This window comes from Nocardia sp. NPDC050713 (assembly GCF_040654315.1).
Lineage (GTDB): Bacteria > Actinomycetota > Actinomycetes > Mycobacteriales > Mycobacteriaceae > Nocardia.
The window spans coordinates 73,956-100,285 of sequence record NZ_JBFAHS010000020.1; the positions used below are offsets into that span (position 1 = coordinate 73,956).

The 26,330-nt window shown below is 68.4% G+C and carries 21 protein-coding genes; 18 read left to right on the plus strand and 3 right to left on the minus strand.

What is annotated here, in order from left to right; translation table 11 throughout:
- The first annotated feature begins 118 nt into the window (after positions 1 to 118).
- On the plus strand, positions 119 to 958 hold the full coding sequence (locus AB0H49_RS30010; protein WP_357256240.1) for an HAD family hydrolase: 840 nt from the start codon (positions 119 to 121) through the stop codon (positions 956 to 958).
- Positions 959 to 997: 39 nt separating this feature from the next.
- Here AB0H49_RS30010 and AB0H49_RS30015 read toward each other — a convergent pair whose 3' ends face one another.
- Positions 998 to 3,442: an N-acetylmuramoyl-L-alanine amidase gene (locus AB0H49_RS30015; RefSeq protein WP_357256193.1), complete on the minus strand. Its 2,445-nt coding sequence runs from the start codon at positions 3,440 to 3,442 to the stop codon at positions 998 to 1,000.
- Between the two features lie 265 nt (positions 3,443 to 3,707).
- Between AB0H49_RS30015 and AB0H49_RS30020 the strand changes: the two genes are divergently transcribed.
- The gene (locus tag AB0H49_RS30020) at positions 3,708 to 5,114 is read left to right on the plus strand and encodes a SpoIID/LytB domain-containing protein (protein ID WP_357256195.1); all 1,407 of its coding nucleotides are present in this window, start codon (positions 3,708 to 3,710) and stop codon (positions 5,112 to 5,114) included.
- Between the two features lie 33 nt (positions 5,115 to 5,147).
- Here the strand turns inward: AB0H49_RS30020 and AB0H49_RS30025 are convergent, their stop codons facing one another.
- Positions 5,148 to 5,648: a MarR family transcriptional regulator gene (locus AB0H49_RS30025; RefSeq protein ID WP_357256197.1), complete on the minus strand. Its 501-nt coding sequence runs from the start codon at positions 5,646 to 5,648 to the stop codon at positions 5,148 to 5,150.
- Between the two features lie 107 nt (positions 5,649 to 5,755).
- Here AB0H49_RS30025 and AB0H49_RS30030 point away from each other — a divergent pair, with 107 nt between their 5' ends.
- The 6 genes from AB0H49_RS30030 (at position 5,756) to AB0H49_RS30055 (ending at position 10,516) form a co-directional block, all read left to right on the plus strand.
- Positions 5,756 to 6,739 (plus strand): EamA family transporter, encoded by a 984-nt coding sequence (locus AB0H49_RS30030; RefSeq protein WP_357256199.1) that lies wholly within the window; start codon positions 5,756 to 5,758, stop codon positions 6,737 to 6,739.
- Between the two features lie 75 nt (positions 6,740 to 6,814).
- Positions 6,815 to 7,588, plus strand: a complete 774-nt coding sequence (locus AB0H49_RS30035) for a MerR family transcriptional regulator (RefSeq protein ID WP_357256200.1) — start codon at positions 6,815 to 6,817, stop codon at positions 7,586 to 7,588.
- A 159-nt stretch (positions 7,589 to 7,747) separates the two neighbouring features.
- The gene (locus tag AB0H49_RS30040) at positions 7,748 to 8,221 is read left to right on the plus strand and encodes a hypothetical protein (RefSeq protein ID WP_357256202.1); all 474 of its coding nucleotides are present in this window, start codon (positions 7,748 to 7,750) and stop codon (positions 8,219 to 8,221) included.
- A gap of 74 nt (positions 8,222 to 8,295) precedes the next feature.
- A complete protein-coding gene (locus AB0H49_RS30045; protein WP_357256204.1) occupies positions 8,296 to 9,294 on the plus strand; it encodes a hypothetical protein in 999 nt (332 codons plus the stop codon).
- A 32-nt stretch (positions 9,295 to 9,326) separates the two neighbouring features.
- Positions 9,327 to 9,914: a hypothetical protein gene (locus AB0H49_RS30050; RefSeq protein ID WP_354998162.1), complete on the plus strand. Its 588-nt coding sequence runs from the start codon at positions 9,327 to 9,329 to the stop codon at positions 9,912 to 9,914.
- Between the two features lie 77 nt (positions 9,915 to 9,991).
- Complete coding sequence (locus tag AB0H49_RS30055) at positions 9,992 to 10,516, plus strand: hypothetical protein (protein ID WP_357256206.1); 525 nt, start codon at positions 9,992 to 9,994, stop codon at positions 10,514 to 10,516.
- A 248-nt stretch (positions 10,517 to 10,764) separates the two neighbouring features.
- On the opposite strand, the gene AB0H49_RS30060 is transcribed toward AB0H49_RS30055, so the two are convergent.
- A complete protein-coding gene (locus tag AB0H49_RS30060) occupies positions 10,765 to 11,982 on the minus strand; it encodes a hypothetical protein (RefSeq protein WP_357256208.1) in 1,218 nt (405 codons plus the stop codon).
- A 205-nt stretch (positions 11,983 to 12,187) separates the two neighbouring features.
- Between AB0H49_RS30060 and glf the strand changes: the two genes are divergently transcribed.
- From glf to AB0H49_RS30110, 10 genes are all read left to right on the plus strand, one after another.
- A complete protein-coding gene (glf, locus tag AB0H49_RS30065; protein WP_357256210.1) occupies positions 12,188 to 13,417 on the plus strand; it encodes a UDP-galactopyranose mutase in 1,230 nt (409 codons plus the stop codon).
- Entirely contained in the window at positions 13,414 to 15,345 is a 1,932-nt protein-coding gene (locus AB0H49_RS30070) for a glycosyltransferase (RefSeq protein ID WP_357256212.1), read from the plus strand. Before glf ends, AB0H49_RS30070 begins: the two co-directional genes overlap by 4 nt.
- Positions 15,346 to 15,918 carry a phosphatase PAP2 family protein gene (locus tag AB0H49_RS30075; protein WP_357256214.1) on the plus strand — a complete coding sequence of 191 codons (573 nt, stop codon included), beginning with the start codon at positions 15,346 to 15,348 and terminating at the stop codon, positions 15,916 to 15,918.
- Positions 15,919 to 15,992: 74 nt separating this feature from the next.
- Complete coding sequence (locus AB0H49_RS30080; protein WP_357256216.1) at positions 15,993 to 16,919, plus strand: decaprenyl-phosphate phosphoribosyltransferase; 927 nt, start codon at positions 15,993 to 15,995, stop codon at positions 16,917 to 16,919.
- Positions 16,920 to 16,926: 7 nt separating this feature from the next.
- Positions 16,927 to 18,843 (plus strand): flagellar motor control protein ZomB, encoded by a 1,917-nt coding sequence (gene zomB, locus AB0H49_RS30085; protein ID WP_357256241.1) that lies wholly within the window; start codon positions 16,927 to 16,929, stop codon positions 18,841 to 18,843.
- 326 nt (positions 18,844 to 19,169) lie between these two features.
- Positions 19,170 to 20,165 carry an alpha/beta hydrolase family protein gene (locus AB0H49_RS30090; RefSeq protein ID WP_354998155.1) on the plus strand — a complete coding sequence of 332 codons (996 nt, stop codon included), beginning with the start codon at positions 19,170 to 19,172 and terminating at the stop codon, positions 20,163 to 20,165.
- Positions 20,166 to 20,466: 301 nt separating this feature from the next.
- Positions 20,467 to 21,522 carry an alpha/beta hydrolase family protein gene (locus AB0H49_RS30095; protein ID WP_354998154.1) on the plus strand — a complete coding sequence of 352 codons (1,056 nt, stop codon included), beginning with the start codon at positions 20,467 to 20,469 and terminating at the stop codon, positions 21,520 to 21,522.
- A gap of 423 nt (positions 21,523 to 21,945) precedes the next feature.
- Positions 21,946 to 22,935 (plus strand): alpha/beta hydrolase family protein, encoded by a 990-nt coding sequence (locus AB0H49_RS30100; RefSeq protein WP_354998153.1) that lies wholly within the window; start codon positions 21,946 to 21,948, stop codon positions 22,933 to 22,935.
- 297 nt (positions 22,936 to 23,232) lie between these two features.
- Positions 23,233 to 24,270 carry an alpha/beta hydrolase family protein gene (locus tag AB0H49_RS30105; RefSeq protein ID WP_354998152.1) on the plus strand — a complete coding sequence of 346 codons (1,038 nt, stop codon included), beginning with the start codon at positions 23,233 to 23,235 and terminating at the stop codon, positions 24,268 to 24,270.
- Between the two features lie 207 nt (positions 24,271 to 24,477).
- On the plus strand, positions 24,478 to 26,280 hold the full coding sequence (locus AB0H49_RS30110; protein ID WP_357256218.1) for an alpha/beta hydrolase-fold protein: 1,803 nt from the start codon (positions 24,478 to 24,480) through the stop codon (positions 26,278 to 26,280).
- Positions 26,281 to 26,330 lie beyond the last annotated feature (50 nt).

Below are 26,330 nucleotides of genomic sequence, written 5' to 3' on the forward strand. Positions count from 1 at the left end.
TCGAGTGTTAGCCCCTGATCATAAGGACGCCGCCGTCGACGCGCGTGCCATGCATCTTTCCGGCATGTCCGGCGAACCCGAGCCGACCGCGACCGCGCCGAGACGGTTTTCCGGCAGGATGGAAGAGGTGACACGCCTGCACCTGCCCAAACCGAAAATGGTTGCCACCGACGTGGACGGCACACTGATCGATCACGACGAACGCGTGACCGCGCGCACCAAGGCCGCGGTCGCCGCGCTGATCGCCGACGGTGTGCCGTTCGTGCTGGCCACCGGCAGGCCGCCGCGCTGGATCGACCCGGTAGTCGAAGGACTCGGCTTCGCGCCGCTGTGTGTCTGCGGCAACGGCGCGGTCATCTACGACAGCGCTTCGGACCGGGTGCTCGCGAGCCGTTCCCTGGACGTGGAGACACTGAGCTGGATCGCCGACCTGGCCGAACGAGCGCTGCCCGGCTGTGGACTCGCCGCCGAACGCATCGGCGCCAGCGCGCACGACGCGGCGACGCCCCAGTTCGTCAGCTCCCCGGAGTACGAGCACGCCTGGTTGAATCCGGACGACACCGCCGTCGCCCGGCACGAGGTGATCGACACGCCCGCGATCAAGATGCTCATCCGGTTGCGCGGTGCGCTCAGCGGGGACATGCGCGCGGTGCTCGCGCCGCTCATCGGCGATCGCGCGGACATCACCTACTCCACCGACCACGGGCTGATCGAGTTGTCGGCGCCCGGCGTCACCAAGGCGTCCGGGCTGGCCACCGTCGCGCAGCGGCTTGGCGTGCAGCACTCGACGATCATCGCCTTCGGCGATATGCCCAACGACGTCCCGATGCTCGCGATGGCCGGGCACGGCGTCGCCATGGCCAACGCGCACTCGGAGGCGTTGGCCGCGGCCGACGAGGTGACCGCGACCAACGCCGAGGACGGCGTGGCGCAAGTACTCGAACGTTGGTGGGTCTGAGCGGGTTTCAGCTCCGGGTCGAGTGCTGCGACCGCGGGGCTAGTGCCCCGTTGGTGCGGGAGCGTCCGAGCCTTCGAGGTCCACGTCGGCCGCGGGAGCGGGTGCTGCGGGTAGCGAGGCCGGTGCCGGAGCGACCGCGCCCGCCTGAGCGGGGAGTGGAGCTGCGTCTGGGGCGGGAGCGGCAGGCAGCGGGGCGGCGACTTCATCGCCCCGGTTGCGGCGCATCTCCTGCTGATACGTCTCGTTGTAGGTCTTCCACACCGTCGTGACGATGCCGGTCAGCTGGTTCAGGATCAGTGAGCCGTACTGGAAGTCCGAGCGCAGGCCGTCCGGCACCGGGTAGGCGTTGGTGAGCGGCAGGCCGAGAATGCCCGAGTCGGCGCCGAGTTGCAGGAAGCGATCCAGGATCGCGCCCATCACCTCGATGACCTGACCGTCCGGAGCGGTGTAGACGTAGCCGTTGGCGAACCTGGCGTACTGCTGGCCCTGCGCGGCGGGCTGCGGCTCGGACAGCGCCTGGCCGAGCGGGCCGTCGGGACCGCCCTTCGCCGAGTAGTGCTTGGCGATGATGTTCTCGTTCACCATGCTCAGCAGCTTGGCCGTCAGCGCGGCGAGCGTCGCGAGATCGGACTGGGTGCGCGGCGGCGCCTGCGGACTCGGCCGACCCTGTGGCGCAGGCGAGCCGCCCGGCACGCCCGCGGCGATGTCGCGGATCCGGTCCATCAGCTCGTAGGCGGCGTCGCCGGGGCAGCTGGTGTTGCCGACGTCGCGGTGCGCGAACACGATCGGCAGGCGCACGGCCTCGCCCTCGGCGTACGGGGTGTACTCGGTGCCCTCGGAGTACATCGTGGTGTGGCCTTTGGGATCCAGGCCCGCGACCCGCGCCCGCCAGCCGACGAATTTGCCGACGGCGGTCACCGCTTGCTCGGACGGAATCTCCGACTCGTGATTGCCCATCAACGCCACGCCGGAGGTGTTCTCGTTGAACCCGCCCGCGTGCGCGCCCTGCACCGGGCGATCCAACCCGCCGTGGCGGCCTTCGAAGATCTGGCCGTACTTGTCGACGAGGGCGTTGTAGCCGATGTCGCACCAGCCGAGCGTCTGGGCGTGATAGGTGTAGATCGCGCGGACGATGCCCGCCGATTCGGCCTTGCTGTAGTCGTTGCGGCCTGCGGTGTGGTGCACGGTGACGCCGCCGAGACCGTCGTCGTAGGTGGGTTCGTCGCAGCGGATGGATTCGTCCGCGCCCCACTGGGATCGGGTGATCACATTCGGTCCGCCGCCCGGCAGCGCGGAGGCGACGTTGTTGAGCGCGCCGTCGATGGCGCCGCGACCGGGATCGATCAGGACCGCGGTGAGCGACGGCAATGCGAACTGGGCCGGATCGTTGTCGCGCGGTGCCGCGGCCGGGGTTGGTTGCAGCGGGCCGGATCCCGGTGCCGCACTGGAAGTTTGCGCGGTCGTAGCGACAGATTTGCGGGTGACCAGAATCTGGACCGCGTTGGTGTTCCCGACGTAGATCGGCTCGGTGCCGACGGTGTCGTCGGCCGGTGCGTGGTCGTTGCGGCGGGTGTCGATGGGTTCGGACTCGTACCAGGGTCCCCACGTGCCGTTGGGTTGGCGCGCGCGGACCATCGCCCTGGTGTTCGCCAGATCCCGCGCGGTGAGCGCGACGACGCTGAACGGCGTCTCCCTGGACAGCTCCTTCACCTGCGCGCCCACCTGATCGAGCAACTCCGGCGGAAGCGCGCCGGGCGCCAGTGCGGGTGTGTCGGGGGTGGTGCCTTCCGGCAGGTCGGCCGGGTCGGCGATGAACTTCACGCCGGGTTGCGGTACCGGGCTCGGCGTCGCGGGCGCGGGGACGGACTGGCCGGGGACGGGCTGCGCGGGCGCCTGGACCGTTTGGCCAGGTATGGGCTGCGCCGGTGCCTCGACCGTCTGACCTGGGATGGCCTGCGCGGGCGCGGGGACGGACTGGCCCGGGATGGCCTGCGCGGGTGCCGGGACGGACTGGCCGGGAATCGCCTGCGCGGGCGCCTGGGCGGCTTGGCCTGGCAGGGGCGCGACGGGCTGGGCTTGTGCCGGGAGGGATCCCTGCGCGGACTGACCGGGGATCGGTTGATTGGTGGTCGGCGCGGTGAATCCGGGAGGCACGGGTTTCGGCGCGGCGGGCAAGCCCTGATTGAGGCGGGGGAGCGGGATTTCCTTCGGCAGCTGCACACCGGGCGGCACCGGCAGGCCATCCGGTATCGGAATGGCGGGCGGGATCGGCAGCATCCGTAAATCGGATAGTCGCAGGTCGGGGAGGTCGAGGCCGGTCAGTTCGCGCAGCGGGAGGGTGATGTCGGGCGCCTGGGTGAGCATCACTTCCGCCAATTGCGCGGGCACTGCGGCCAGCTCGGCGTCGTTGGCCGTGCGGTAGTCGGTCGAATCGCCCTGTGCGAGCGTCGCGAGCGGCGCCGCTACCGCAAGTGTGGTCACCATCGGGAGCACGTAGGAGCGTTTCGGTTTGCGGTACGGCACGAGCATCTCCAATCAGGTCGAACCGGTGATCAGGTGCGGGAAATCAGGCTTGCTTCCTGATGCATCAACGATCACACTAGTTCACATCTGTCACAGATCTAAACCTCTTGTTGAGGATTAGAATCACGTGATTGCTCGAATGTAGCTCTCGAAATGCGACCGAACGGCACGACATGCCGACAGGTATCCAAACCGATCCGGTCCTGGAAAACCATGGGAGATACGAATGCGCAGAATTCGACCCGCCCCGATTTCGCTGAGGCCGGTGCTCGTCACCGGGTGCGCCGCGGTTATCGCGGGAACATCCCTCGCGCTGTGCGCCTGGCCCGGCGGCACGCCCGTCAGGCCACTCGCCGGTCCCGGCCACGGCCGCGGCATGAGTCAGGTCGACGCCTTCGACAGCGCCCAGCAGGGCTGGCTCGCCGAACGAATACTCGAGCACTACTACCCGGGCGCGACACTCGGGACCATCCCGCCGACCAATCTGGCCGTGCGGCTCATGGAACAGGACGATTCCACCCTCGACGCCTACGCCGAGGCCGGATTCCGGGTGGCCGGTCGGCAACTGGCGCCGGGCCAGGTCGCTCACCTCACCCCGCTGCCGGACGGCGGCGCGAACGTGGTCGTCACCCTCGGGTGCGACGGCGAAGTCCTATGGCAGACAGCCACTTCCGATCCGTGGATCTATCCCCTCGATCCCCGTCCGAACCGGCCCGCGACCGAACATCTCACGCTCTGCGGCGGCACGGCCTATCGCGGCTCGCTCGGCGTCGCCACCGAGAACGGGCAAGCGCGCACGATCAACCGCGTCGACGTGGAGGACTATCTGCTCGGCGTGGTCCCGGCCGAGGTCCAGGCGAACTGGGTCGACAAGGGCGCGGGCGAGGCGCTGCGCGCGCAGGCCATCGCGGCCCGCTCCTACGCGCTCGCCGAGCGTAGGTATTCGTACGCGCAGACCTGCGACACCACCGACTGCCAGGTGTATCCCGGTACGGCGAAAGAGGATCCGCGCACCGCCGCGGCCATCGCCTCCACTGCGGGCACCGTCCTGCTGCGCGACGGCCACATCTTGCGCTCGGAGTATTCCGCCGCGCCGGACGGCGGCGAACCCGTCGATATCTACGCCTTCGACGTGGGTCCGACACCCGCGGAACTCGCCGTCGGCCGTCCGCCTACTGATCCGCGGACCGACCCGCGCAGCCGGGCCGCGTCGACGCCGTCGGCGATCGAGCTCGAGTACCAGCGCGTCGGCGGCGAGTCGGGCTCGCTCGGCGCGCCGCTCGGCCCGGAGATGCTGCTGCCGCAGCGCGCGGGCACCTACCGGCTGTTCACCAATGGCGTCATCATCGCGACGCCGACGTTGGGTGTGCAGGTGGTCGACTTCGCGACGCTCATGCAGCTGGTGCCCGATCCGGCGATTCGCGAAGGGCTGCCGACGGATTCGGCGGCGCAGCCCGGAACTCTCGCGCCGACCACCGCGTCCACGCCGACGCCCCGGCCGGAATCCAGGGTCGTGCCGTCGGGTGGTGCGCTGCCCGGTGCGGAGGTGCAGCCGCGTACGCCGGAGTCGGGTCAGGTGCCGAACTCGGATCTCGCGGTGCCGTCCCTCGAGGAGGTGTTCGGCGACCGTTGACCGGGCGACGGCGCGATCACATCGTCTGCACGATCAGTCCAGTGCGGTGTCGCCCAACGACTCGGCGAGGCGGCGTAGCAGGGCGGCCAGCTGGTCGCGATCCTGAGTGTCGAGGGCGTCGAGCAGGCGCTGTTCGTTGGCGACGTGCAGCGGCAGCAGGTCGTCGACCAGCTTCCTGCCCTCGGCGGTGAGGCGAACGCGGACGGAGCGCCGGTCCTCGGGGCAGGGCATTCGTTCGACGAGGCCCTTGGCGGCCAGCCGGTCGATGCGGTTGGTGATGGCGCCCGAGGTGACCATCGCGGCACGGTTCAGCGCGCCCGCGGTGAGGCCATCCGCGCCACCGGAGCGGCGCAGCGTCGCGAGCACGTCGAACTCCCAGAACTCCAGGCCGTGACCGGCGAAGAAGCGCTTGAGGTCCTGCTCGAGCACCCGGGACAAGCGGGTGATTCGGCCCACGATGTGCATCGGCGAGACGTCCACGTCCGGACGCTCGCGGTGCCAGTGCGCGGTGATCAGATCGACTGCGTCGCCCATCGCGACTCCTCTCTGTCCTAAGAATTTCAACGTTCATCTACTTGACGATGAGACACCAGTCGGAGTAGATATTTCAACGTTGAGATTATCAATGAGGAGCGACCGACATGTCCATCACCACCGCGGCGCGGAACCCCTACGCGGGCACCCTCGCGCTCACCGCCCTCACCCCGATCGTCTGGGGCTCCACCTACGCCGTCACCACCGAGTTCCTGCCGCCGGACCGTCCGCTCTTCACCGCGCTGATGCGCGCGCTGCCCGCCGGGCTGGTGCTGCTCGCGCTCACGCGCACGCTGCCGAGGGGAATGTGGGTCGGCCGCGCCGCCGCGCTCGGCGTGCTCAACATCGGCGCGTTCTTCCCGCTGCTGTTCCTTGCCGCGTATCGGCTGCCGGGCGGCGTCGCCGGGGTGCTCGGGGCGGTCGCGCCGATGTTCGCGCTGGTCTTCGCCACCGGGGTGCTGAACGAAAGGCCAACCGGCCGTCAGGTTCTCGCCGGAGTGATCGGCGTGTTCGGCGTCGCGCTCGTGGTGCTGCGCGCCACCGCTCAACTCGACACCATCGGGGTGATCGCCGGACTCGTCGGCGCGGGCTCGATGGCGCTCGGCACCGTGCTGACCAAGCGGTGGGGGCGGCCCGACGGTGTCGGCCCGCTGGCCATGACGGGCTGGCAGCTCACCGGCGGCGGCCTGTTCATCCTCCCGCTCGCCGCGCTGATCGAGGGCGCACCGCCCGCCATGGACGGCCGCGCCATCGGCGGCTACCTCTACCTCGGCGTGATCGGCACCGCGGCGGCCTACTGGCTGTGGTTGCGCGGCATCGCGAAGGTGCCAGCCACGTCGGTCGCGTTCCTCGGACTGCTCAGCCCGGTCTCGGCGGCGGTCATCGGGTGGGTCGCGCTCGGGCAGGCGCTCACCGGGTTGCAGATTCTCGGCATGGTGATCGCGCTGGGCGGGACGTTGCTCGGGCAGACCACCGCACGGGTTCGAATCGACGAGGCCGGGAATGTCGGTGCGGCCGCGGAGATCGGCGGCGCCGCCGACGCTGGTGAGCCTGCCGAAGATGCGCTCATTCTGGTGGGAGCGAAAAGCTGAGAAAGCGGGTTGACCTTGACGTAGCGTCAACTTGCAGACTGGTTTCACCGACGAGAGAAGGAAGGAGTCCAGGTCGTGACCGCGGGCACCCGAGCAGGCGAATGGTCCATCCAGGATCTGGCGAAGGCGGCCGGTACCACCAGCCGCGCGCTGCGCCACTACGGGCAGCTCGGACTGTTGCCGCCCAGCCGGATCGGCGCCAACGGGTACCGCTACTACGACCAGGACTCCCTCGTGCGGCTGCAACGCATCCTGCTGCTGCGGGAACTCGGCCTCGGCCTTCCGGTCATCGCCGAAGTGCTCGCGGGCGAACAGGACACCGCCGCCGCATTGCGTACGCACCTGGAACTGCTTCGGCAGGAACAGGATCGGATCCGACGCCAGATCGACTCGGTGCACACCACGCTGCGGAAGACGGAAAGAGGTGAACAACTCGTGGCAGCAGAGGTTTTCGACGGGTTCGACCACACACAGTACAAGGACGAGGTGATCGAACGCTGGGGCAAAGAGGCCTACGAGAGCGGTGACCGCTGGTGGCGCTCGCTCACCGGCCAGCAGAAGAAGGATTTCCAGCAGACCCAGCTGGACATCGCCGCGGACTTCGGTCGCGCGCACGCCGCCGGGCTTCCGGTGGACAGCGACGAGGTGCAGGCCATCGTCGCCCGGCACCGCGCCTGGGTCGGTGACGGCTGGCAGGGGCGGCCGGTGACGGCCGACGCCTTCATCGGACTCGGCGAAATGTACGTCGAAGACTCGCGATTCGCGGTCAACTACGACGTGCACGGCGAAGGCACCGCCGCCTTCGTGCGCGACGCGATGAAGGTCTACGCGGAGGCCAACCTGCGCTGAGGCATCCGCCTTTTGCTCTCCGTCAATGCGCGGGTCATCGGCGGACGCGCCCAGCCAGCGCCCATTGGTGGAGTGAAAACCCAGCGCCCGCACGCGGATTCGCGTGCGGGCGCTTTTGCGTGCATGATGTCGGGTTCGCTCGAAGCGGGAGGGTCACGCATGCACGAGCAGGAAATCGATCGGAACGAGCCGGTCGCACGGGAATCGGATTCGCGGCCAGCGGATTCCAGCGCGGCGCCACCGCCGAGCGGGGCGCCCGCGAAGACCGCCGCGGTGCTGGCGATGCTGGTCGGCGGCATCGGGGGTTTCGCGGCGATCCCGTGGCTGGTACCCGGCGAGCGCACCGAGGCCGCCGGTCCGGCCGGCTATGTGCTCGGTGCGGTGATCGCATCGATCGGAGTGCTCTACTTCACCGGGGGAGTGCTCCTGTTCCGACGGAAAACGGCCGGGCGGATCATCGTGATCGGTGTGGCGGCGCTGCTCGCGCTCGCGAGTTTCATCGCCGCCGGTTTCGGTCCGGCGGTCGGTCAGCGTGATGCGTTGGTAGGCGGGTTCTTCCAGGTCGGGATCCTCACACTGGCCGCGCTCGGTGCGACGGGGGAGTGGATCGCGGCGGGCCGATCGCCGCGCTGACCGATCGCCGCGCGCGGGGCGGTCCGTGCGCATACTTTAAGTGTTCGACCGGCTGATTCGGAGGGACGAGACGCATGCTGTACAGCCAGGAGAGTTCGGGCACGCGGCCGGTCGAGCCCGTCGGGGCACTCGCGACCGCGGTGGCGCTGTTCGCGGCCATCGGCGCGGCGGCGAACCTGGTCGGGCTGCTCGTGCTGGCTTTCGGTTTCTTTCCCGATCCCGGCCGATACGACGATTCGCTCGCGGTCTCGACCGCGCTCGGCACGCTGCTGCTGGTCTGCGCACTCGGCTACGGTGCGGTGCTGACCGTCCGCGGTGACGAGGACGGGCGCTTCACGGTGCTCGTCGCCGCCGGTGTCTGGACGGTCGTCGGTGTCGCCGGTGTGTTCGCCGCACTACGCGGCTATCGGTCCGAATACGGCATCCATTGGGCCGAGGAGGGCGGTCCGGCGGTGGACATCGCCACGTCGACCGCGGGTCTGGTCGGCTCGGTGACGGCCATGGTGCACGGTGATTGGCTGGTGAATCTCACGGGGCTGGTACTGCCCGTGATCATCGTGACCCTTGCCGCATCCGCGATTCCGTCGGCTGCCCCTTCGCCGAGCGCACCCCCGCCGAGTGCCGCTACCGCCATCGACGAGGTGGTCGCGATCACCACGGGGGTGCTGGCGGCCTTCGTCGGTTTGCTCGGCGCGGTCGGCTCTTGCCTCGGCCTTGTCGTGGCGCTCGGCTCGGACAACGAAGTCGCGCCCGTCGTGTTCATCGGCTTCGGCGTTGGCGCGCTGATCGCGTTGCTCTGGCTGCTCGGTGCGCTGCTGCTGTTCCTGCGGCGGAATGCGGGGCGGCTCATCCTCATCATCTTGTCCGCGATCGCCCTGCTCGGCGCATTCGTTCTGGCCGCCGCCGTCGGTGGTCTGGTGGGCTGGCTCCCACTCGTCCTGTCCGGCGCCGTCTTCGGTCTCTCCGTCGCGCGCCCGACGGGCCGGTGGATCGCCGCACGGCGCCGACCGTTGCTCAACGCTCGAGCGCCGATGGATGATTCGCGGTCGAGCGGCGCGGTGACAGCGCGGTAGAGTTCACGGCGCAGCTACGAGGGGGTTTCGACATGTATCCAGGACCGGGTTATCCGGCATATCCGCCGTACGGGTACACACCGCCGCCGCCCAGCGGAGGCACCGCGATCACGGCCGGAATCCTCGCGCTGGTCTGCGGTTTGTACAACGGCTACAACGTCGTCGACGGGTTGCTCGCGGTGCAGCGGCTCGAAGACGCGCGCCGTTCGCTCGGCAGCTCGGCCCTCGCCAGCGACCTAGACGACGAGCTCTACCTGCTGATCGCGACCTCGGCGGGTATAGCGGGCGCCTTCGTCCTCGGCGGAATCCTGTTGCTGGCCCGGAAGGGTTCGGGACGCGTCCTGATCGTCTTGGCCTGCGTCGCAGCGGTATTCGTCGGGTTGGTCAACCAGGACACTCTCGAGCGGGCCGGTCTGGCCGGATCCGCGGCGAGCACCGTCGGTTGGGCTCTCGGCGTCGGGCTGCCGCTGTTCGTCGGCATCCTCACGGCCGTCGGCACAACGGCCCGCTGGGTCGCGGCGGGTCGGAGGCCTGCCGTTCCGCCGCCGATGTACGGACAGCCGCCGATGTACGGCCCGCCGCCGAATCACTATGCCCCGCCGCAGTATCCGCACTACTGACCACGAGCGGATTCGGTCGTCCCGCGATCCTGTCGTAGGGACGCGGTAGGGTTTCGATGCATTGAAGGGGGAGCCTTGTGAGCTATCCGTACGAGCCGCCCGGCTATGGCTATCCGCCGGTGCCACCCGGCTATCCACAGCCGGGACACGGGTTTCCGCCATCCGCTCCGAGCGGCGCGACAGCCATCATCGCGGCGGTGCTGTCCACGCTCGTCGGCCTGCTCGGCTCGGTCGGCGTCTGCATCGGCCTCTTCGAAGCCCTGGACCCGGACAACGAAGTGGAGCCCGCCGCGTTCATCGGCATCGGCGTCGGCGCGCTGATCGCGATGCTCTGGCTGCTCGGCGCACTGCTGCTGTTCATGCGTCAGACCGCGGGGCGCGTCATCATCATCGGCCTGTCCGCGATCGCCCTGCTCGGCGCACTCGTTCTGGTCGCCATCGGCGGCGTTGCCGGTGGCCTGCCACTCCTCCTGTCCGGCACGATCTTCGGCCTCTCGGTCGCGAGCCCGACGGGCCGCTGGATCGCCGCCCGCCGCCAACCCACCTACCCACCCGCTTATCCACCCCCGTCGTACGGCCAGCCGCCCTACCCGTACTACTGACCGCCGATCCCGCCCACGGTCCAGGACGTCCGCGGACCGCGTCGCGTGAGTTCCGCGCGCACCGATAGGTGCGATCGATGAGTCACCCGGCGTCGATATCGCGCACATCACCAACGGCGAACTGGGCGAACACTATTGGCGCGTGGACACCGAGACGTCCACGGCGAACTCGACGTCGGCTTCCCGGCCTGACTCGGCCAATTGCGACGGCGCATCCGCTCGGCGTGGGCCGCAAACTGCGCGAATCCTCAGACCGCGCATATCGACTGCATGACCCCTTTGAGGATCGGCGCGCCATAGGTCGCGGGCGAGAAGGCGAGCGTCTGGATGATCGACAGCGGTGTCGTCACGCTCGAGCCGACGCCGGTGAAGCCGAGCGCCATATTGCCCGCGGTCAGCAGCAGACTGGTGACGTCCAGGGTGAGCGTCGCCAGGTCGAAGGCGTGCTCGACGCGCACCTCGGCGAGCGGAACGGTGTTCAGCGCGCGGCCCTCGTAGAGGCTGAAGCCGAGATTGCTCAGGAAGGTCAGTGGCCCGTAGTCGATCGAGTGCACCAGGGGGCCGAGTTCCTCGGTGCGGCGCAGCAGCGCCAGCTCGGCGACCCGGTTCTCGCCGAGAAAGGCCTGGAGCGCGTCGGCGGCGGCGTGCATCGCGGGCCGGTCCAGCGGCAGATCGGCGGCGTCGAGGTAGGCCCTGGTGCGTTCGACCAGCGTGGCGGTGGTGAGTTCGGCCATCGGCGTGCACGTCCCGTCGGCGCGTACCAGCGCGTTGGCCAGGTCGATCAGCGGCGCGGGAAGTTCGACGCGCTCGATCGGATATTCGTCCAGCTCGAGTTTCGGGTAGGCGTTCGGCGCCGCGCAGTTGGCGGCGATGAACTCCTGCACCTTGCGCGTCACCGCCTTCACGCCGTTGAACATCGCGCCGACGATCGGCTTCAGGAAGAAACCGGCGGTGGGCACCATGCTGGCGGCCAGCTGCGCCGGGATCTTCACGATCCTGGTCGCGAGCACGAACACCTCGATCGCGTCGTTCACGGTGAGGTGGGCGACCGACATGGTCTCGTGCACGCGGCCGGTGCGGATCGCGTCCAGCCCGTTGACCAGATAGGTGACGATCGGGTCGTCGAGGAACTCGGGCCGCTCGCCCACCGCGCCCGGGTGCTTGGGCAGACCGTCGCGGTGCACGCGCACGGCGGCGAGGGAGGCGCGGAAGTCGGCGACCTGGCGGTCGTAGCCCGCGACCTGCTCCGGCGGGACCAGGGTGCGCACGGCGGTGGCGGCGGCGGTCACCACGTCGTCGAAAGTCGGGGCTCCGGTGACGCAGAGCGCCGCGGCGTCGGTGATCGGCGTCGAGGCTAGTGAGTCGTCCTCGGCGTTGGCGGTGGCGGGAATCAGGACGCTGCCGCCGAGGACCGCGCACAGTGCGAGGATGCCGGTGATCGGGGCGAGGAGGCGCGGAAGACGCATGACGACTACTCCGGTCGGACGATCGTTGGGAAACCCAACGCGACACCAACTGGACAGATGTTCAGTTGGACGGTCCTCTATGTAATAGCGCCTTCATGGCCGCGACGTAGCCGTTTCGGCGAACAACGCGGGAAATTGCGGTTGCCGGGGCCGCCCGCCGCCTTCCCCCGGGGCCGCGTGCGGACTTCCGATACGCTGGGCTCCCGTGACCGTCGCATCGTCCCCCGGTACCTCCGCCAACCCCTCCGCACAGTTCGATCTGATCGTCGTCGGCTCCGGCTTCTTCGGGCTGACCATTGCCGAACGCGCCGCCAATGTCCTCGGCAAACGGGTGCTAGTGCTCGATCGCCGCTATCACATCGGCGGCAACGCCTACTCGGAGCCGGAACCGCAAACCGGGATCGAGATCCACAAGTACGGTGCGCACCTGTTCCACACCTCGAACAAGAAGGTCTGGGACTACGTCACGCAGTTCACCGAGTTCACCGGCTATCAGCACCGCGTGTTCGCGATGCACAAGGGGCAGGCCTACCAGTTCCCGATGGGCCTCGGCCTGATCTCGCAGTTCTTCGGCCGCTACTTCACCCCCGACGAGGCGAAGGCGCTGATCGCCGAGCAGGCCGCCGAGGTCGAGACCAAGGACGCGCAGAACCTCGAGGAGAAGGCCATCTCGCTGATCGGCCGCCCGCTCTACGAGGCGTTCGTCCGCGACTACACCGCCAAGCAGTGGCAGACCGATCCCAAGGAACTGCCCGCGGGCAACATCACCCGCCTCCCGGTGCGCTACAACTTCGACAACCGCTACTTCAACGACACCTTCGAGGGCCTGCCCGCGCAGGGGTACACGAAGTGGCTGGAGAACATGGCCGCCTCCGACCTCATCGAGGTCCGGCTGGACACCGACTGGTTCGAGGTCCGCGACGAAGTGCGCGCGCAGAACCCGGACGCCCCTGTCGTCTACACCGGTCCGCTGGACCGCTACTTCGACTACAGCGAGGGCGAACTCGGCTGGCGCACCATCGACTTCGAGACCGAAGTGCTCGAAACCGGTGACTACCAGGGCACCTCGGTGATGAACTACAACGACGCGGACGTGCCGTACACCCGCATCATCGAGCCGCGCCACTTCCACCCCGAGCGCGAGTACCCCACGGACAAGACGGTGATCATGCGCGAGTACTCCCGCTTCGCGCAGACCGGCGACGAGCCGTACTACCCGATCAACACCCCGGAGGACCGCGCCAAGCTGCTCGCCTACCGCGAGCGCGCCAAGCGGGAAACCGCGTCGGCGAAGGTCCTCTTCGGCGGCCGCCTCGGCACCTATCAGTACCTGGACATGCACATGGCCATCGGCTCCGCGCTGAGCATGTTCGACAATGTGCTGCGACCGCATCTGGAGTCGGGCGCGCCCCTCGTGGACGAAAGTGCAGAATGACCTCCTCACCGATGTTGGAAGAGATGACGACCGAGACCCGCGCGAAATCGCTGCTGCAGCGCATCATCCTGCCCAGGCCGGGTGAGCCCCTCGACGTGCGCACCCTCTACCTGGAGGAATCGGCGACCAACGCCAAGCGCGCGCACGCGACCACCCGTACTTCGCTGTCCATCGGCGCGGAGTCCGAGGTCTCGTTCTGCACCTACTTCAACGCGCTGCCCGCCAGCTACTGGCGTCGCTGGAGCGTGCTGACCTCGGTGGTGCTGCGGCTGGAGCTGGCCGGACACGGCCGGGTGGACATGTACCGCTCGAAGGCCGACGGCTCGCGAATCCACGTACAGGGCAGCGAGTTCGCCGTCGCGGCGGGCGCCGACTCGACGACGGTGGAATTCGAGACCGATCTCGCCCCGTTCGAGGACGGCGGCTGGATCTGGTTCGACATCACCACCGACACCGCTGTCACGCTGCTCTCCGGCGGCTGGTACGCGCCGATCGATGCGCCGGGCGACGGCAGCATCGCGGTCGGCATGCCGACCTTCAACCGGCCCACCGACGCGGTGAAGACCCTCGGCGCGCTCGGCTCCGACCCGCTGGTGCTGGAGAAGATCAAGGCCGTCATCATCCCGGACCAGGGCACCAAGAAGGTCGTCGACGAGCCCGGTTTCGCCGAGGCCGCCGCGGTGCTCGGCGACCGGCTCGCCATCCACGACCAGCCAAACCTGGGCGGTTCCGGCGGCTACAGCCGGGTCATGTACGAGGCGCTGAAGACCACCGACGCCCAGTACATCGTCTACATGGACGACGACATCGAGATCGAGCCCGACTCGATCCTGCGCGCGCTGGCCTTCTCCCGGTTCAGCAAGTCGCCGGTGCTGGTCGGCGGGCAGATGCTCAACCTCCAGGAGCGCTCGCACCTGCACGTCATGGGCGAGGTCGTCGACCGGAGCATCTTCATGTGGACGGCGGCGCCCAACGTCGAATACGACCACGATTTCGCCAAGTACCCGCTGCGCGACCGCGACAATTCCAAGCTGCTGCACCGGCGCATCGACGTCGACTTCAACGGCTGGTGGACCTGCGTGATCCCGCGCCAGGTCGCCGAGGAGCTCGGCCAACCGCTGCCGCTGTTCCTGAAGTGGGACGACGCCGAATACGGCCTGCGCGCCCGCGTCGCCGGTTATCCGACCGTCACTCTGCCGGGTGCGGCGGTCTGGCACATGGCGTGGAGCGACAAGGACGACGCCATCGACTGGCAGGCGTACTTCCACCTGCGCAACCGCCTGGTGGTCGCCTCGCTGCACCTGCCGGGCGACGGGCGCGCCATGATCGTCAACACCGTCAAGGCCACGCTCAAGCACCTGCTCTGCCTGGAGTATTCGACGGTGGCGATCCAGAACCTCGCCATCCGCGACTTCCTCGCGGGCCCGGAGCGGCTGTTCCAGCTGTTGCCGAGCGCGCTCGGCGCGGTGCACGAGCTGCGCAAGCAGTACCCGGACGCGGTCATCCTGCCCTCCTCGACGGAGCTGCCGCTGGCCAGCCACGTCGGCGTCGGCGCGGTGGGCGAGCCGCCGAACCCGATCGCGAAGGTCGTCCGGCTGGTCAAGGGCCTGGTGCACAACGTGCGCCCGGCGCACACCGAACACCACCGGACCCCGCAGCTCAACGTGCCGACGCTGGACGCGCGCTGGTTCCTGCTCTCGCAGGTCGACGGCGTCACCGTCACCACGGCCGACGGCCGCGGCGTCGTCTACCGCAAGCGCGATCCGCGCCAGGCTCTCGGCCTGTTCAAGGAGGCGATGCGGCTGCGCAAGGAGCTCGCGGCCCGCTTCCCGGAGATGCAGCAGCGCTACCGTGCCGCGCACCCGCGGCTCACCAGCACCGCGGCCTGGGAGAACGCCTTCGGCATCGATCAGAACGGAACCAAATAAGTGAGTGCGGTCAACCCCAGCCTCCAGGATTCGGCCACCCGGCCGCCGGAGGTCGCGATCATCAACGCCGTGCAGGCGAGCATCGGCACGAATCCGTCGGTCGTCTCGGCCGCGCGCGGAATGTCGCACTTCGGCGAGCACGCGCTCGGCTGGATCGGCATCGCCGCCGCGGGGTGGTTGGTCGACAAGCCGCGGCGGCGGCAGTGGGCCGGGGTCGCGGTGGGCGCGGTCGGCGCGCACGCGGCCTCCATCGTGATCAAGCGCGTGGTCCGGCGCCCGCGTCCGAACGACCCGTCGGTGCAGGTCAACGTGGGGACGCCGAGCAAGTTGAGCTTCCCCTCCTCGCACGCCACCTCCACCACGGCGGCTGCGGTGTTGCTCGGCAGACTCACCGGGCTACCCTTGCCTGCGGTGCTCGTACCGCCGATGTTGCTCTCCCGAGTCGTACTCGGGGTGCACTATCCCTCCGACGTGCTCGCCGGATCCGCGCTCGGTGCCGCGTCCGCCGCTGCCCTGCTCGCCGCCGAAAAGCGACTCGACCCGCGGGGCGAGCGACAGGCCCGGAGGGGGTAGCTTGCGTAACCATGCAGGGCACCGGGAGCGCCGCAAATCAAACACCGTTCGCACAAGAAAAGGCCTTGGTTGACATGAGTGAAGAGCCGACCGGCGCCGATCTGGCCGAGGCCGTTGTCAAGGGGCCGCCCAAGACGCTGGCGGGCGGTCTGATCAAGGCAGTCCGGCCGCGTCAGTGGGTCAAGAACGTCCTGGTGCTCGCCGCCCCGCTCGCCGCGGGCTCGGTGACCGAGATCGACGTGCTCGCCCACGTCGGTGTCGCCTTCGTGGTGTTCTGCATGGCGGCCTCGGGCATCTACCTGGTCAACGACGCGCTGGACGTGGAGGCCGACCGGGCCCACCCGACCAAGCGGTTCCGGCCCATCGCCGCGGGCATCGTCCCGGTGAACCTGGCCTTCGGAATTTCCGCGGTGCTGCTGGTCGGCTCGATCGTCGGCTCGTTCCTCGCGGCCTGGCAGCTGGCCGTGGTGATGGCGGTCTACATCGTCATCCAGCTGGCGTACTGCTTCGGGCTCAAGCACCAAGCGGTGCTGGACATCTGCATCGTGTCGAGTGGCTTCCTGCTGCGCGCGGTCGCGGGCGGCGCGGCGGCGGCCATCCCGCTCTCGCAGTGGTTCCTGCTGATCATGGCGTTCGGTTCGCTGTTCATGGCGGCGGGCAAGCGCTACGCCGAACTGCAGATCGCGCTGGGCACCGGCGCCAAGATCCGCAAGTCGCTGGAGTACTACACGCCCACCTACCTGCGCTTCATCTGGACGCTGGCGGCTACCGCGGTCGTGGTCTTCTACGGGCTGTGGGCCTTCGAGCAGGATCGGGCCAACGACACCACCTGGTTCGCGATCTCGATGATCCCGTTTACCATCGCAATCCTGCGTTACGCGGTCGACGTCGACGGTGGCGAGGCCGGAGAACCCGAAGAGATCGCGCTGGGGGATCGCGTCCTCCAGTTCCTCGCAATCGCCTGGATCGGAGCGGTAGGTGTCGCTGTCTATCTCACCTGACGAGATGCTGGTAGAGGGAGCGGAGCGAACTGAAGACGAGGCGGAACGCACTGCCAACGCGCAGGCGCGGTCCACCTCGTCTTTCCAGCGCCTATCCCGAGCCACGTTCGTCGGTGGGATCGCGCTCACCGCGGCGCTTTTCGCGATCGGCGGCTGGCAGCGTCGCTGGATCGCCGACGACGGCCTGATCGTGCTGCGCACCGTCCGCAACCTGCTGGCGGGCCACGGCCCGGTGTTCAACATGGACGAGCGGGTCGAGACCAACACCAGCACGGCGTGGACCTACATCGTCTGGTTCTTCAGCTGGCTGACCCAGGCGCGGCTCGAGTACGTGGTGCTCGGCATCGCGCTGACGCTGTCGGTGGCCGCCATGGTGTTCGCCATGCTCGGCACGGCCCGGCTGTGGGGCGGCACCAGGTCGGCGCTGCTGTTGCCCGCCGGTGTGCTGGTCTACATCGCGGTGCCGCCCGCCCGCGACTACGCCACCTCCGGCCTGGAGAGCGGACTCGTCATCTGCTGGCTCGGCGCGCTGTGGTGGTTGCTGCTGCGCTGGGCGCAGGCCGAGCGGGTGCGCCTCGGCGGGCTGTTCGGTCTGGTGTTCTTCGCCGGACTCGCACCGCTGATCCGTCCGGAGATGACCCTCGTCGGCGCGCTCGCGCTGCTGATGATCTTCTTCGCGCCGCTGCCGGAGACCCGTTTCCGCCCGATCGTGCTGCGCGCGGTCATCGTCGCCGTGGCGGGTCTGGTGCCGTTGGGCTACCAGATCTGGCGGATGGGCTACTACGGCCTGCCCTACCCGAACACCGCCGTCGCGAAGGACGCGGGCGGTGCGAAGTGGAGCCAGGGTTTCACGTACCTGTGGGATCTGGTCGGGCCGTACTACCTGTGGATCCCGCTGCTCGTGCTGCTGGTCCTGGGTGTCGTCGCGGCCCGTTCGATGGTCGCGCCCGCGGGGAGCCCGTCGACCGAGGGGCGCCTGCGCCGGTTCAGCGCGTGGCTGCGCTCGCCCGCCGCGGTGGTCACACTGGTGCTGGTCAGCGGTTTTCTGCTGACGATCTACGCGTTGCGCGTCGGCGGCGACTTCATGCACGGCCGCATGCTGCTGCCGCAGCTGTTCCTGCTGCTGCTCCCGGTCGCGGTGATTCCGCTGCGGCTGCCCGAAGGCGGCCTGCGCGCGGCGAACTGGCCGGTCGCGGTGATCCTGATCGCCTGGCTCGGCACGCTCGGCTGGGCGCTGTTCGCCTCGGGCACCACGGCCATCAAGACCGGCACCAAGATCAGCTCGTCGGGCATCGTCGACGAGCGCGTCTACTACGTGCTCAACACCGGCCACGACCACCCGATCCGGGCCACGGACTACCTCGACTACCCGCGCATCCGCGCCATGGTGAACAACATCCAGGAGACGCCCAACGGCGGCCTGCTGCTGAACTCGCCCGCGTTCACGTTCTGGTACATCGCGCCCCCGCCGCAGCCCATCCCCGACGGCGGCGCCGGTCACACGGTGTACTTCCTGAATCTGGGCATGACCAGCATGAACGTCCCGCTCGACGTGCGCGTCATCGACCAGATGGGCCTGGCCTATCCGCTGGCCGCGCACACCGAGCGGCTGGCCGACGGCCGCATCGGCCACGACAAGAGCCTGTACCCGGACTGGGTCGTCGTGGACGCGGGCATGGTCGACAAGAAGCCGTGGATGCCCTGGTACCTGGACGAGAAGTGGGTCACCCAGGCGCGCACGGCCATGTCCTGCCCGGACACGCAGGCGCTGCTGATCTCCTCGCGCGATCCGCTGACCTTCGAGCGTTTCCGGCACAACCTGCGCAACGCGCTGTCGTTCGCGAAGTACCGGATCGAGCGGGTGCCGAAGTACGAGATCCAGCGCTGCGGGCTGGTCGACCCCTTCCCGCAGCCGCCGAACTGAACCTCTGGAGTCACACTGGGCCCACGGATCTCCGTGGGCCCAGTGGTTTCTGGTGAACTTCTCATAAACGTGTCGTACGCCGCTTTATCTCTTTTTGATAACGCCCTTGCATCGATGGCGGGTTAGGCTCATCCGGTATGCCCGCCGGGGTGTCCACTCGACGTGGACGGGGACCGGCGGTCTCCGTCGAGGCGCGGCCCTCTCCGGTCGCATGTAGGGAAAGGCCCAAAAAAATAATGCGAGGCGTGATCGGGCGCAGCGCGCAGGCTGGTCGCCTGCGTGCTCGCAGAGCCGGTGGATGGCTCAAGAAGTCGGTCCTGGTTTCGATGGCAGTCGTGCTACCGCTCGGGGCGTCGGTGGCAGGCCAGGGCGCCACCGCGTCCGCGGCGTTCAACCCGGAGGGCTTCGACTTCTGGGTCGACTCCAGCATGGGGCCGATCAAGTCGCGGATCTTCCGCGCGGCCGACGGCAACACCAACCGTGTGGTCTATGCCCTGGACGGCATGCGCGCCCGCGGTGACCTGAGCGGCTGGGAGATCGACACCGAGGTCGCCCGCGAGCTGACCAAGTGGAACATCAACGTGGTCATGCCGGTCGGCGGCCCGTCCAGCTTCTACGCGGACTGGAACGCGCCGAGCACCTTCCTCGGCATCCCGACCGGCTCGGGCCCCTCCGGCTCGTCCTCGGGCTCCTCGATGACCGGCTCGTCCGGCTGGAACGAGACCGTCGGCAAGGTCAGCACCTACAAGTGGGAGACCTTCCTGACCCAGAACCTGCGCTGGGCGCTGCGCGACCGGCTCGGCTTCAGCCCGAACCGCAACGGCGTGTTCGGCCTGTCGATGGGCGGTTCGGCCGCGCTGACCCTCTCGGCCTACCACCCGGATCAGTTCAGCTTCGCCGGTTCCTACTCCGGCTACCTGAACATCTCCGCGCCGGGCATGCGCGAGGCGCTGCGCGTCGCGATGCTGAGCGCCGGTGGGTACAACATCGACGCGATGGCGCCGCCGTGGGGCCCGCAGTGGCTGCGCATGGACCCGTTCGTGTTCGCGCCGCAGCTCAAGGCCAACAACACCCGCCTGTGGATCGCCGCGGGCAGCGGCCTGCCCGCCGCGGGTGACGTGCACTCGCTGATGGACGTCGTCCAGGGCGTGCCGCTTGAAGCGCTCGCGCTGGTCAACACCAGGGCGTTCCAGGTGCGGATGATGACGCTCGGCGCCAGCAACGTCACCTACAGCTTCCCGTCCGTCGGCATCCACAACTGGCGCAACTGGGAGTCCGAGGTCCACCGGATGATTCCGGACCTCTCGGCCAACATCGGCTGATTCCAGGCTCGACCCGAAACCGCCCGGCGCTCCCCGCGCCGGGCGGTTTTTTCGTCTGCCGAGCGGGCATCCGCAAGCGGGGTAGGCAACGAATCAGCAGCGGGAAAGCCATGAATCCTTGTGGGCTGGATCACTTTCCAGCAACATATAAGCATTCGTTGCCGATTGATACACATAGTGCATGCACAAAGGTCGAAACGTCCGTTTTCAGCGCGGACGCGTGATCTTCGTGCCCGATGAGGGGGCCGGTCGAGTTGCTTGCTGTTTGCCTCCTCTGGTCGCCGAGGAAAGGTCGAGTCGAATGCGTACTGCCCGTGGGAAACACCGCCCGAAGCCGTCATCCGGATCGTGGATGCGCAAGTGGGCGTTCGGAGTCGCTGTCGCGATGTTGGCGCCACTGGGGGTTTCCGTGGCGGGCACCGGAGCCGCGGCCTCGGCGGCGTTCAATCCGGCGGCCTTCGACTTCTGGGTCGACTCGGGCATGGGCCCGATCAAGTCCCGCGTTCTGCGCGCCGCCGACGGCAACACCCACCGCGTCGTCTACGTCCTGGACGGCATGCGCGCGCCCGAGACCCTGAACGGCTGGGAGATCGAAACCGACGTCCCGGCGCTGCTGGCCAGCCAGAACATCAACGTCGTGATGCCGGTCGGCGGCATGTCCAGCTTCTACGCGGACTGGAACGCGCCGAGCGAACTCCTCGGTATCCCAGCGGGTTCCGGCTCCAGCTCCGGCTCCGGCGCGATGAACGTGCTCGCGGGCGGTCCCGGCAAGAGCTACCGGTATCAGTGGGAAACCTTCCTGACCCAGAATCTGCGCTCGGCGCTGCGTGATCGCCTCGGATTCAACCCGAATCGCAACGGCGTCTTCGGCCTCTCGATGGGCGGCAGCGCCGCGCTGACCTTGGCCGCCTATCACCCGGACCAGTTCAGCTTCGCCGGTTCCTTCTCCGGCTACCTGAACAACTCCGCCCCCGGCATGCGCGAGGCGATCCGCGTGGCCATGCTCGACGCGGGCGGCTACAACGTGGACTCGATGGCGCCGCCCTGGGGCCCGCAGTGGCTGCGAATGGACCCGTTCGTCTTCGCACCCAACCTGATTCGCAACGGAACCCGCCTGTGGGTCGCCGCGGCGAGCGGGTTGCCCACGGCCACCGATTCGCCTAGCTTCAACACCCTCAACGGCATGGGGCTCGAGTCGCTCGCGCTGGTCAACACCCGGGCTTTCCAGGCGCGCATGGCGACGCTCGGCGGCGGCAACGCCGTCTACTCGTTCCCGGCCTACGGCATTCACGCCTGGAACAACTGGGCCGACGAGGCGAAGCGCATGCTTCCGGACCTGTCCGCGAACATCGGCTGACGAACCACCGAGGACCGCTCGGGGCCATCGGGTTCCGAGCGGTCCTTCGCGTTGGCTGAACGATCGCTGGCGGGCGATCGAGAACCGGCCCCCTATATAAGGAGGCGCCCCACCGGGAGCGGAACCGGCCGCCGTCCGGTTTTGATCACGATCCGATATAGGCGCGCGTCTCGCGTCGGTTTGCTTCGAATATGCACATATAGAAGAGCAGTACCGCTTCGAAACGGCAGTACCGCCGAAACCCGTGCTAGTCCGGTTCTCGGCGCCAGTGGCGATCCTCATGCACGACGGTTGCGGTCGATGAAGACCGCGCGGGCGAAAGGTCTGGTCGATGCGAGTTGACGGGTTGAGCGAACGCAGTGAGCGAATCATGGGCTGGCGCACACCACGCACGGTGATGCTGAGCGCGGGCGGGGCCGGGGCATGAACGGGAGGGTTGCCGGGGGGCGGCGATGGTGGCGGCGTTCGGTCGCCGGTCTGGCGCTCGCGCTCGCGGTGCCCTTCGGCGCGGCGACCGCCGGGCTGACCGCACCGGCCACGGCGGGCTTCGATCCGGCCGGTTTCGATTTCTGGGTCGATTCCAGCATGGGGCCGATCAAGACGCGCATCTTCCGCGCGGCCGACGGCAACACCAACCGCGTCGTCTACGCGCTGGACGGTCTGCGCGCACGCAACGACCTGAGCGGCTGGGAGATCGACACCGACATCTCGCGGACCCTGACGCAGTGGAACATCAACGTCGTGATGCCGGTCGGCGGTCAGTCCAGCTTCTATTCGGACTGGATCGCGCCGAGCAACACCAACGGCCAGACGATCACCTACGCCTGGGAAACGTTCCTGACCGAGAATCTGCGCTGGGCGCTGCGCGACCGGCTCGGTTTCAATCCGAACGGCAACGGCATCTTCGGTCTTTCCATGGGCGGTAGCGCCGCGCTCGCGCTGGCCGCCTATCACCCCGATCAATTCCGTTACGCGGGTTCGTATTCCGGATATCTGAACATTTCGGCGCCCGGCATGCGCGAGGCATTGCGGCTGGCGCTGCTCGACGCGGGCGGTTTCAACATCGACGCCATGTGGGGCCCGCCGTGGGACCCGCGCTGGCTGCGCCACGACCCGTTCATGTTCGCGCAATTGTTGCGGCAGAACGGCACTCGGCTCTGGATCTCCGCTGGCAGCGGCGCGAACGGACCGCGCGACGCGATCACCGCGCCGATCGACGCCTATCACCTCGGCAACGCCATGGCATTGGAGACGCTCGCGCTCGCCAACACGCGCGCGTTCCAGGCCAGGATGGACACCCTCGGCGGCGGGAACGTGGTCTACAACTACCCGGCGGTCGGTGTGCACAACTGGCATTACTGGCAGGACCAGGTGCTGGCGATGCTCCCCGATATGAGCGCCCATCTCGGATGACGTAACAAATTGACCTTCGGGGACGACATCACTGCTGGAACGCGGTATGGTCACCGCACGATCACAGATTGTGCGCGGGCGGATTTCGGCCACCCGGTCGACCGCAGCCTTGCTAAGGATTCGGACGTCGAATATCCTCCTGCGAGCGTAAGTGTGACCATATCGTTGTAGCGCCGTCGATTGATGCCGGAATGTCGGGAACCGGTATCGGTGTGACGCGCGTCTCGTTGGCAGCACGGGTGTCGCCCCGCCGGTTCGGCGCGGCGGCACCGCAACAGCAGAAAGTGAGCAGGATTCATGCGTTTCGGCAGGGCCGCCGCGCCGAAGAGTGTCAAGTCGGGTCGGCGAGGCGCACCTCGTGGTTGGCGTAATCGAATTCTGGCTGTCGGAGCCGCTGCGCTAGCGCTGCCGATCGCCGCCGGACTGGCTTCCCCGACCGTCGCCACAGCCGCTCCCGTGCACGCCCCGGTGCTGCGCGCGCCGGCCGGTGGTTACGAGGAGTTGATGGTCCCGTCGCAGATGGGTCCGATCAAGGTTCAGGTGCAGTGGGCATCGCGCGGCGGCAACGCGGCGCTGTACATGCTCGACGGCCTGCGCGCTCGCGACGACCGCAACGCGTGGTCGTTCGAGACCAACGCGATGGAGCAGTTCAAGAACGACAACATCACCCTGGTGATGCCGGTCGGCGGTCAGTCGAGCTTCTACACCGACTGGTACGCGCCGAGCAACACCAACGGTCAGAAGACCACCTACAAGTGGGAAAGCTTCCTGACCAACGAGCTGCCGAACTTCCTCGCGGGCTACGGCGTCTCCAAGAACAACAACGCGGTCATCGGCCTGTCCATGGGCGGTAGCGCCGCGCTGGCGCTGGCCGCCTACCACCGCGACCAGTTCAAGTTCGCCGCGTCCTACTCCGGCTACCTGAACATCTCGGCGCCGGGCATGCGCGAGGCGATCCGCATCGCGATGCTGGACGCGGGCCGCTACAACGTGGACTCGATGGCCGCGCCGTGGAGCCCGCAGTGGCTGCGCATGGACCCGTTCGTGTTCGCGCCGCAGCTGAAGGGCCTGCCGATGTACATCTCGGCGGCGTCGGGTCTGCCCGGTCAGTTCGACCGGCCCGCCTCGCCGGTCGGCCTGTTCAACACCGGTAACGCGATGGCGCTCGAGGCTCTGTCGCTGGTCAACACCCGCGCGTTCCAGGTCCGCCTGAACTCGCTCGGCATCCCGGCCTTCTTCGACTTCCCGGCCGCGGGCACCCACTCCTGGAAGTACTGGGAGGGCCAGCTGTGGAACTCGCGCAAGGGCATCCTGGACGCCACCGGCGCCTGGTGATCACCGCGCACTGAACAACCGCACGACGCCGTCGCTTCCTCGCGAAGCGGCGGCGTCGTCGTTTTCCGACACGCCGGTTCGCTATGGGCGCGGCTACCGGAAACTGAGGGTTTGCCGGAGTAGAAAACTCATGTGGCTGGAGTTGCGTGTGGTAAATGGGGGAGAGCCCGACGACGCGGCGGACGCACGGCGCGCGGCCGTTTCGCCATGCTTGCCACCGCCCTGGTGCTACCCCTCGCCGCGGGAATCACCACCCCGCTGACCTCGCCTGTCGCCGCCCAGCCCACGGCAGCCCTCGCCGACGCCACCGTGCAGAACGTGGTCTGGCACGGTGACCGCAGGGTGGCGCTGTGGGTGAACTCGCCGTCGATGGGCGCGCCGATACAGGTGCAGTTGCTACTGGCCAGGGACTGGAACAACCGGCCGGACGCCAGGTTCCCCGTGCTGTTCCTGCTCGACGGCCTGCGCGCCACCGAGGACGAGAGCGGCTGGACCAAGGACGCGGGGGCGGCGGGCTTCTACGCCGACAAGAACGTCACGGTGGTGCTGCCGGTGGGCGGCCAGTCCAGCTTCTACTCCGACTGGTTGCAGCCGAACAACGGCAAGAACTACAAGTGGGAGACCTTCCTCACCAAGGAGCTGCCGCCGCTGCTGGAGAGCCAATGGCGGGCCACCGCTGTGCGCGGCATGGCGGGCCTTTCGATGGGCGGCACCGCGGCCATGTTCCTCGCCGGACGCAATCCCGGTTTCGCCAAGTACGCCGCTTCGTACTCGGGTTTCCTCACCACGACCACGCTCGGCATGCCGCAGGCCATCGAGTTCGCCATGCGCGACGCGGGCGGTTTCGACTCGGCCGCGATGTGGGGTCCGCCGACCAGCCCGGAGTGGGAGAACCACGATCCGTACTTCCTCGCCGACCGGCTCGAGGGCACCAGCATCTACGTCTCCAGCGGCAGTGGCGCCACCGGGCCGTTCGATCAGGCCTCCGGCATTCCCGGCGTGAGCACCAACTACGCGGGCATGGGGCTGGAGATCCTGTCCCGGCTCACCTCGCAGAACTTCGTCACCAAGCTGGCCGAGCTGTCCATCCCCGCGCAGGTCAACTACCGGCCATCGGGCACCCACTCGTGGCCGTACTGGGACTTCGAGATGCGCCAGTCCTGGCCCCAGGCGGCGGCCGCGCTCGGGATCGAATCCGACAAGCCCGCGTGCGCGCCCGCCGAGTCGATCGGCGCCGCGGTGGCCGCGAACGGCTGGCTCGGCGAATGTCTCACCGGGGAGTACCAAGTGGCGGGCGGTGTCGCGCAGGACTTCCAGGGCGGGCGGGTCTTCTTCGCGCCGGAGAGCGGCGCGCACGCGGTCGGCGGCATGATCGGCGGCGGCTACCAGGCCGCGCACGGACCCGCGGGCCCGCTCGGCCTGCCGACCGGCGGTGAACGCGGGCTGCCCGACGGACGCGGCCGGTTCCAGCCATTCCAGCACGGCTCGCTGTATTGGACGCCACAGACCGGAGCGCAAGTGGTGCGTGGCGCGATCCTCGACGAATGGGGCGCGCAGGGCTTCGAACGCGGACCGGCGGGCTATCCGACCGCGCCGGAGATCAAGACGCCGAACAAGGACGGCGCGGTGCAGGCCTTCGAAGGCGGCCCGTTCTATTACAGCGCCAAGACCGGCGTGCACCGGGTGCACGGGCTGATCCTCGGCAAGTACGCCCAGCTGGGATACGAGAACAGCTGGCTCGGTTTCCCTGCGGCGGAGGAACTTCCGCTGAAGGATCTCGGCCGCTACAGCCGGTTCGAGGGCGGCAACATCTATTGGAGCCCGCTCTCCGGAGCCTGGGCGGTGCGCACCGGGCCGATGATGGACGCCTGGCAGAGCGTCGGCTTCGAGAACGGCAAACTCGGGTATCCGATCAGCGACGAGTTCGCGATTCCAGGCGGTGTGCGGCAGAACTTCCAAGCCGGGTTCATCACGGTGGTGAACGGCAAATCGGAGGTTCACGGCCTTTGATTCCGACCGGTCTGTTGGCTGACTGACGCCGGTCGGCCCGTGGTTGCCAT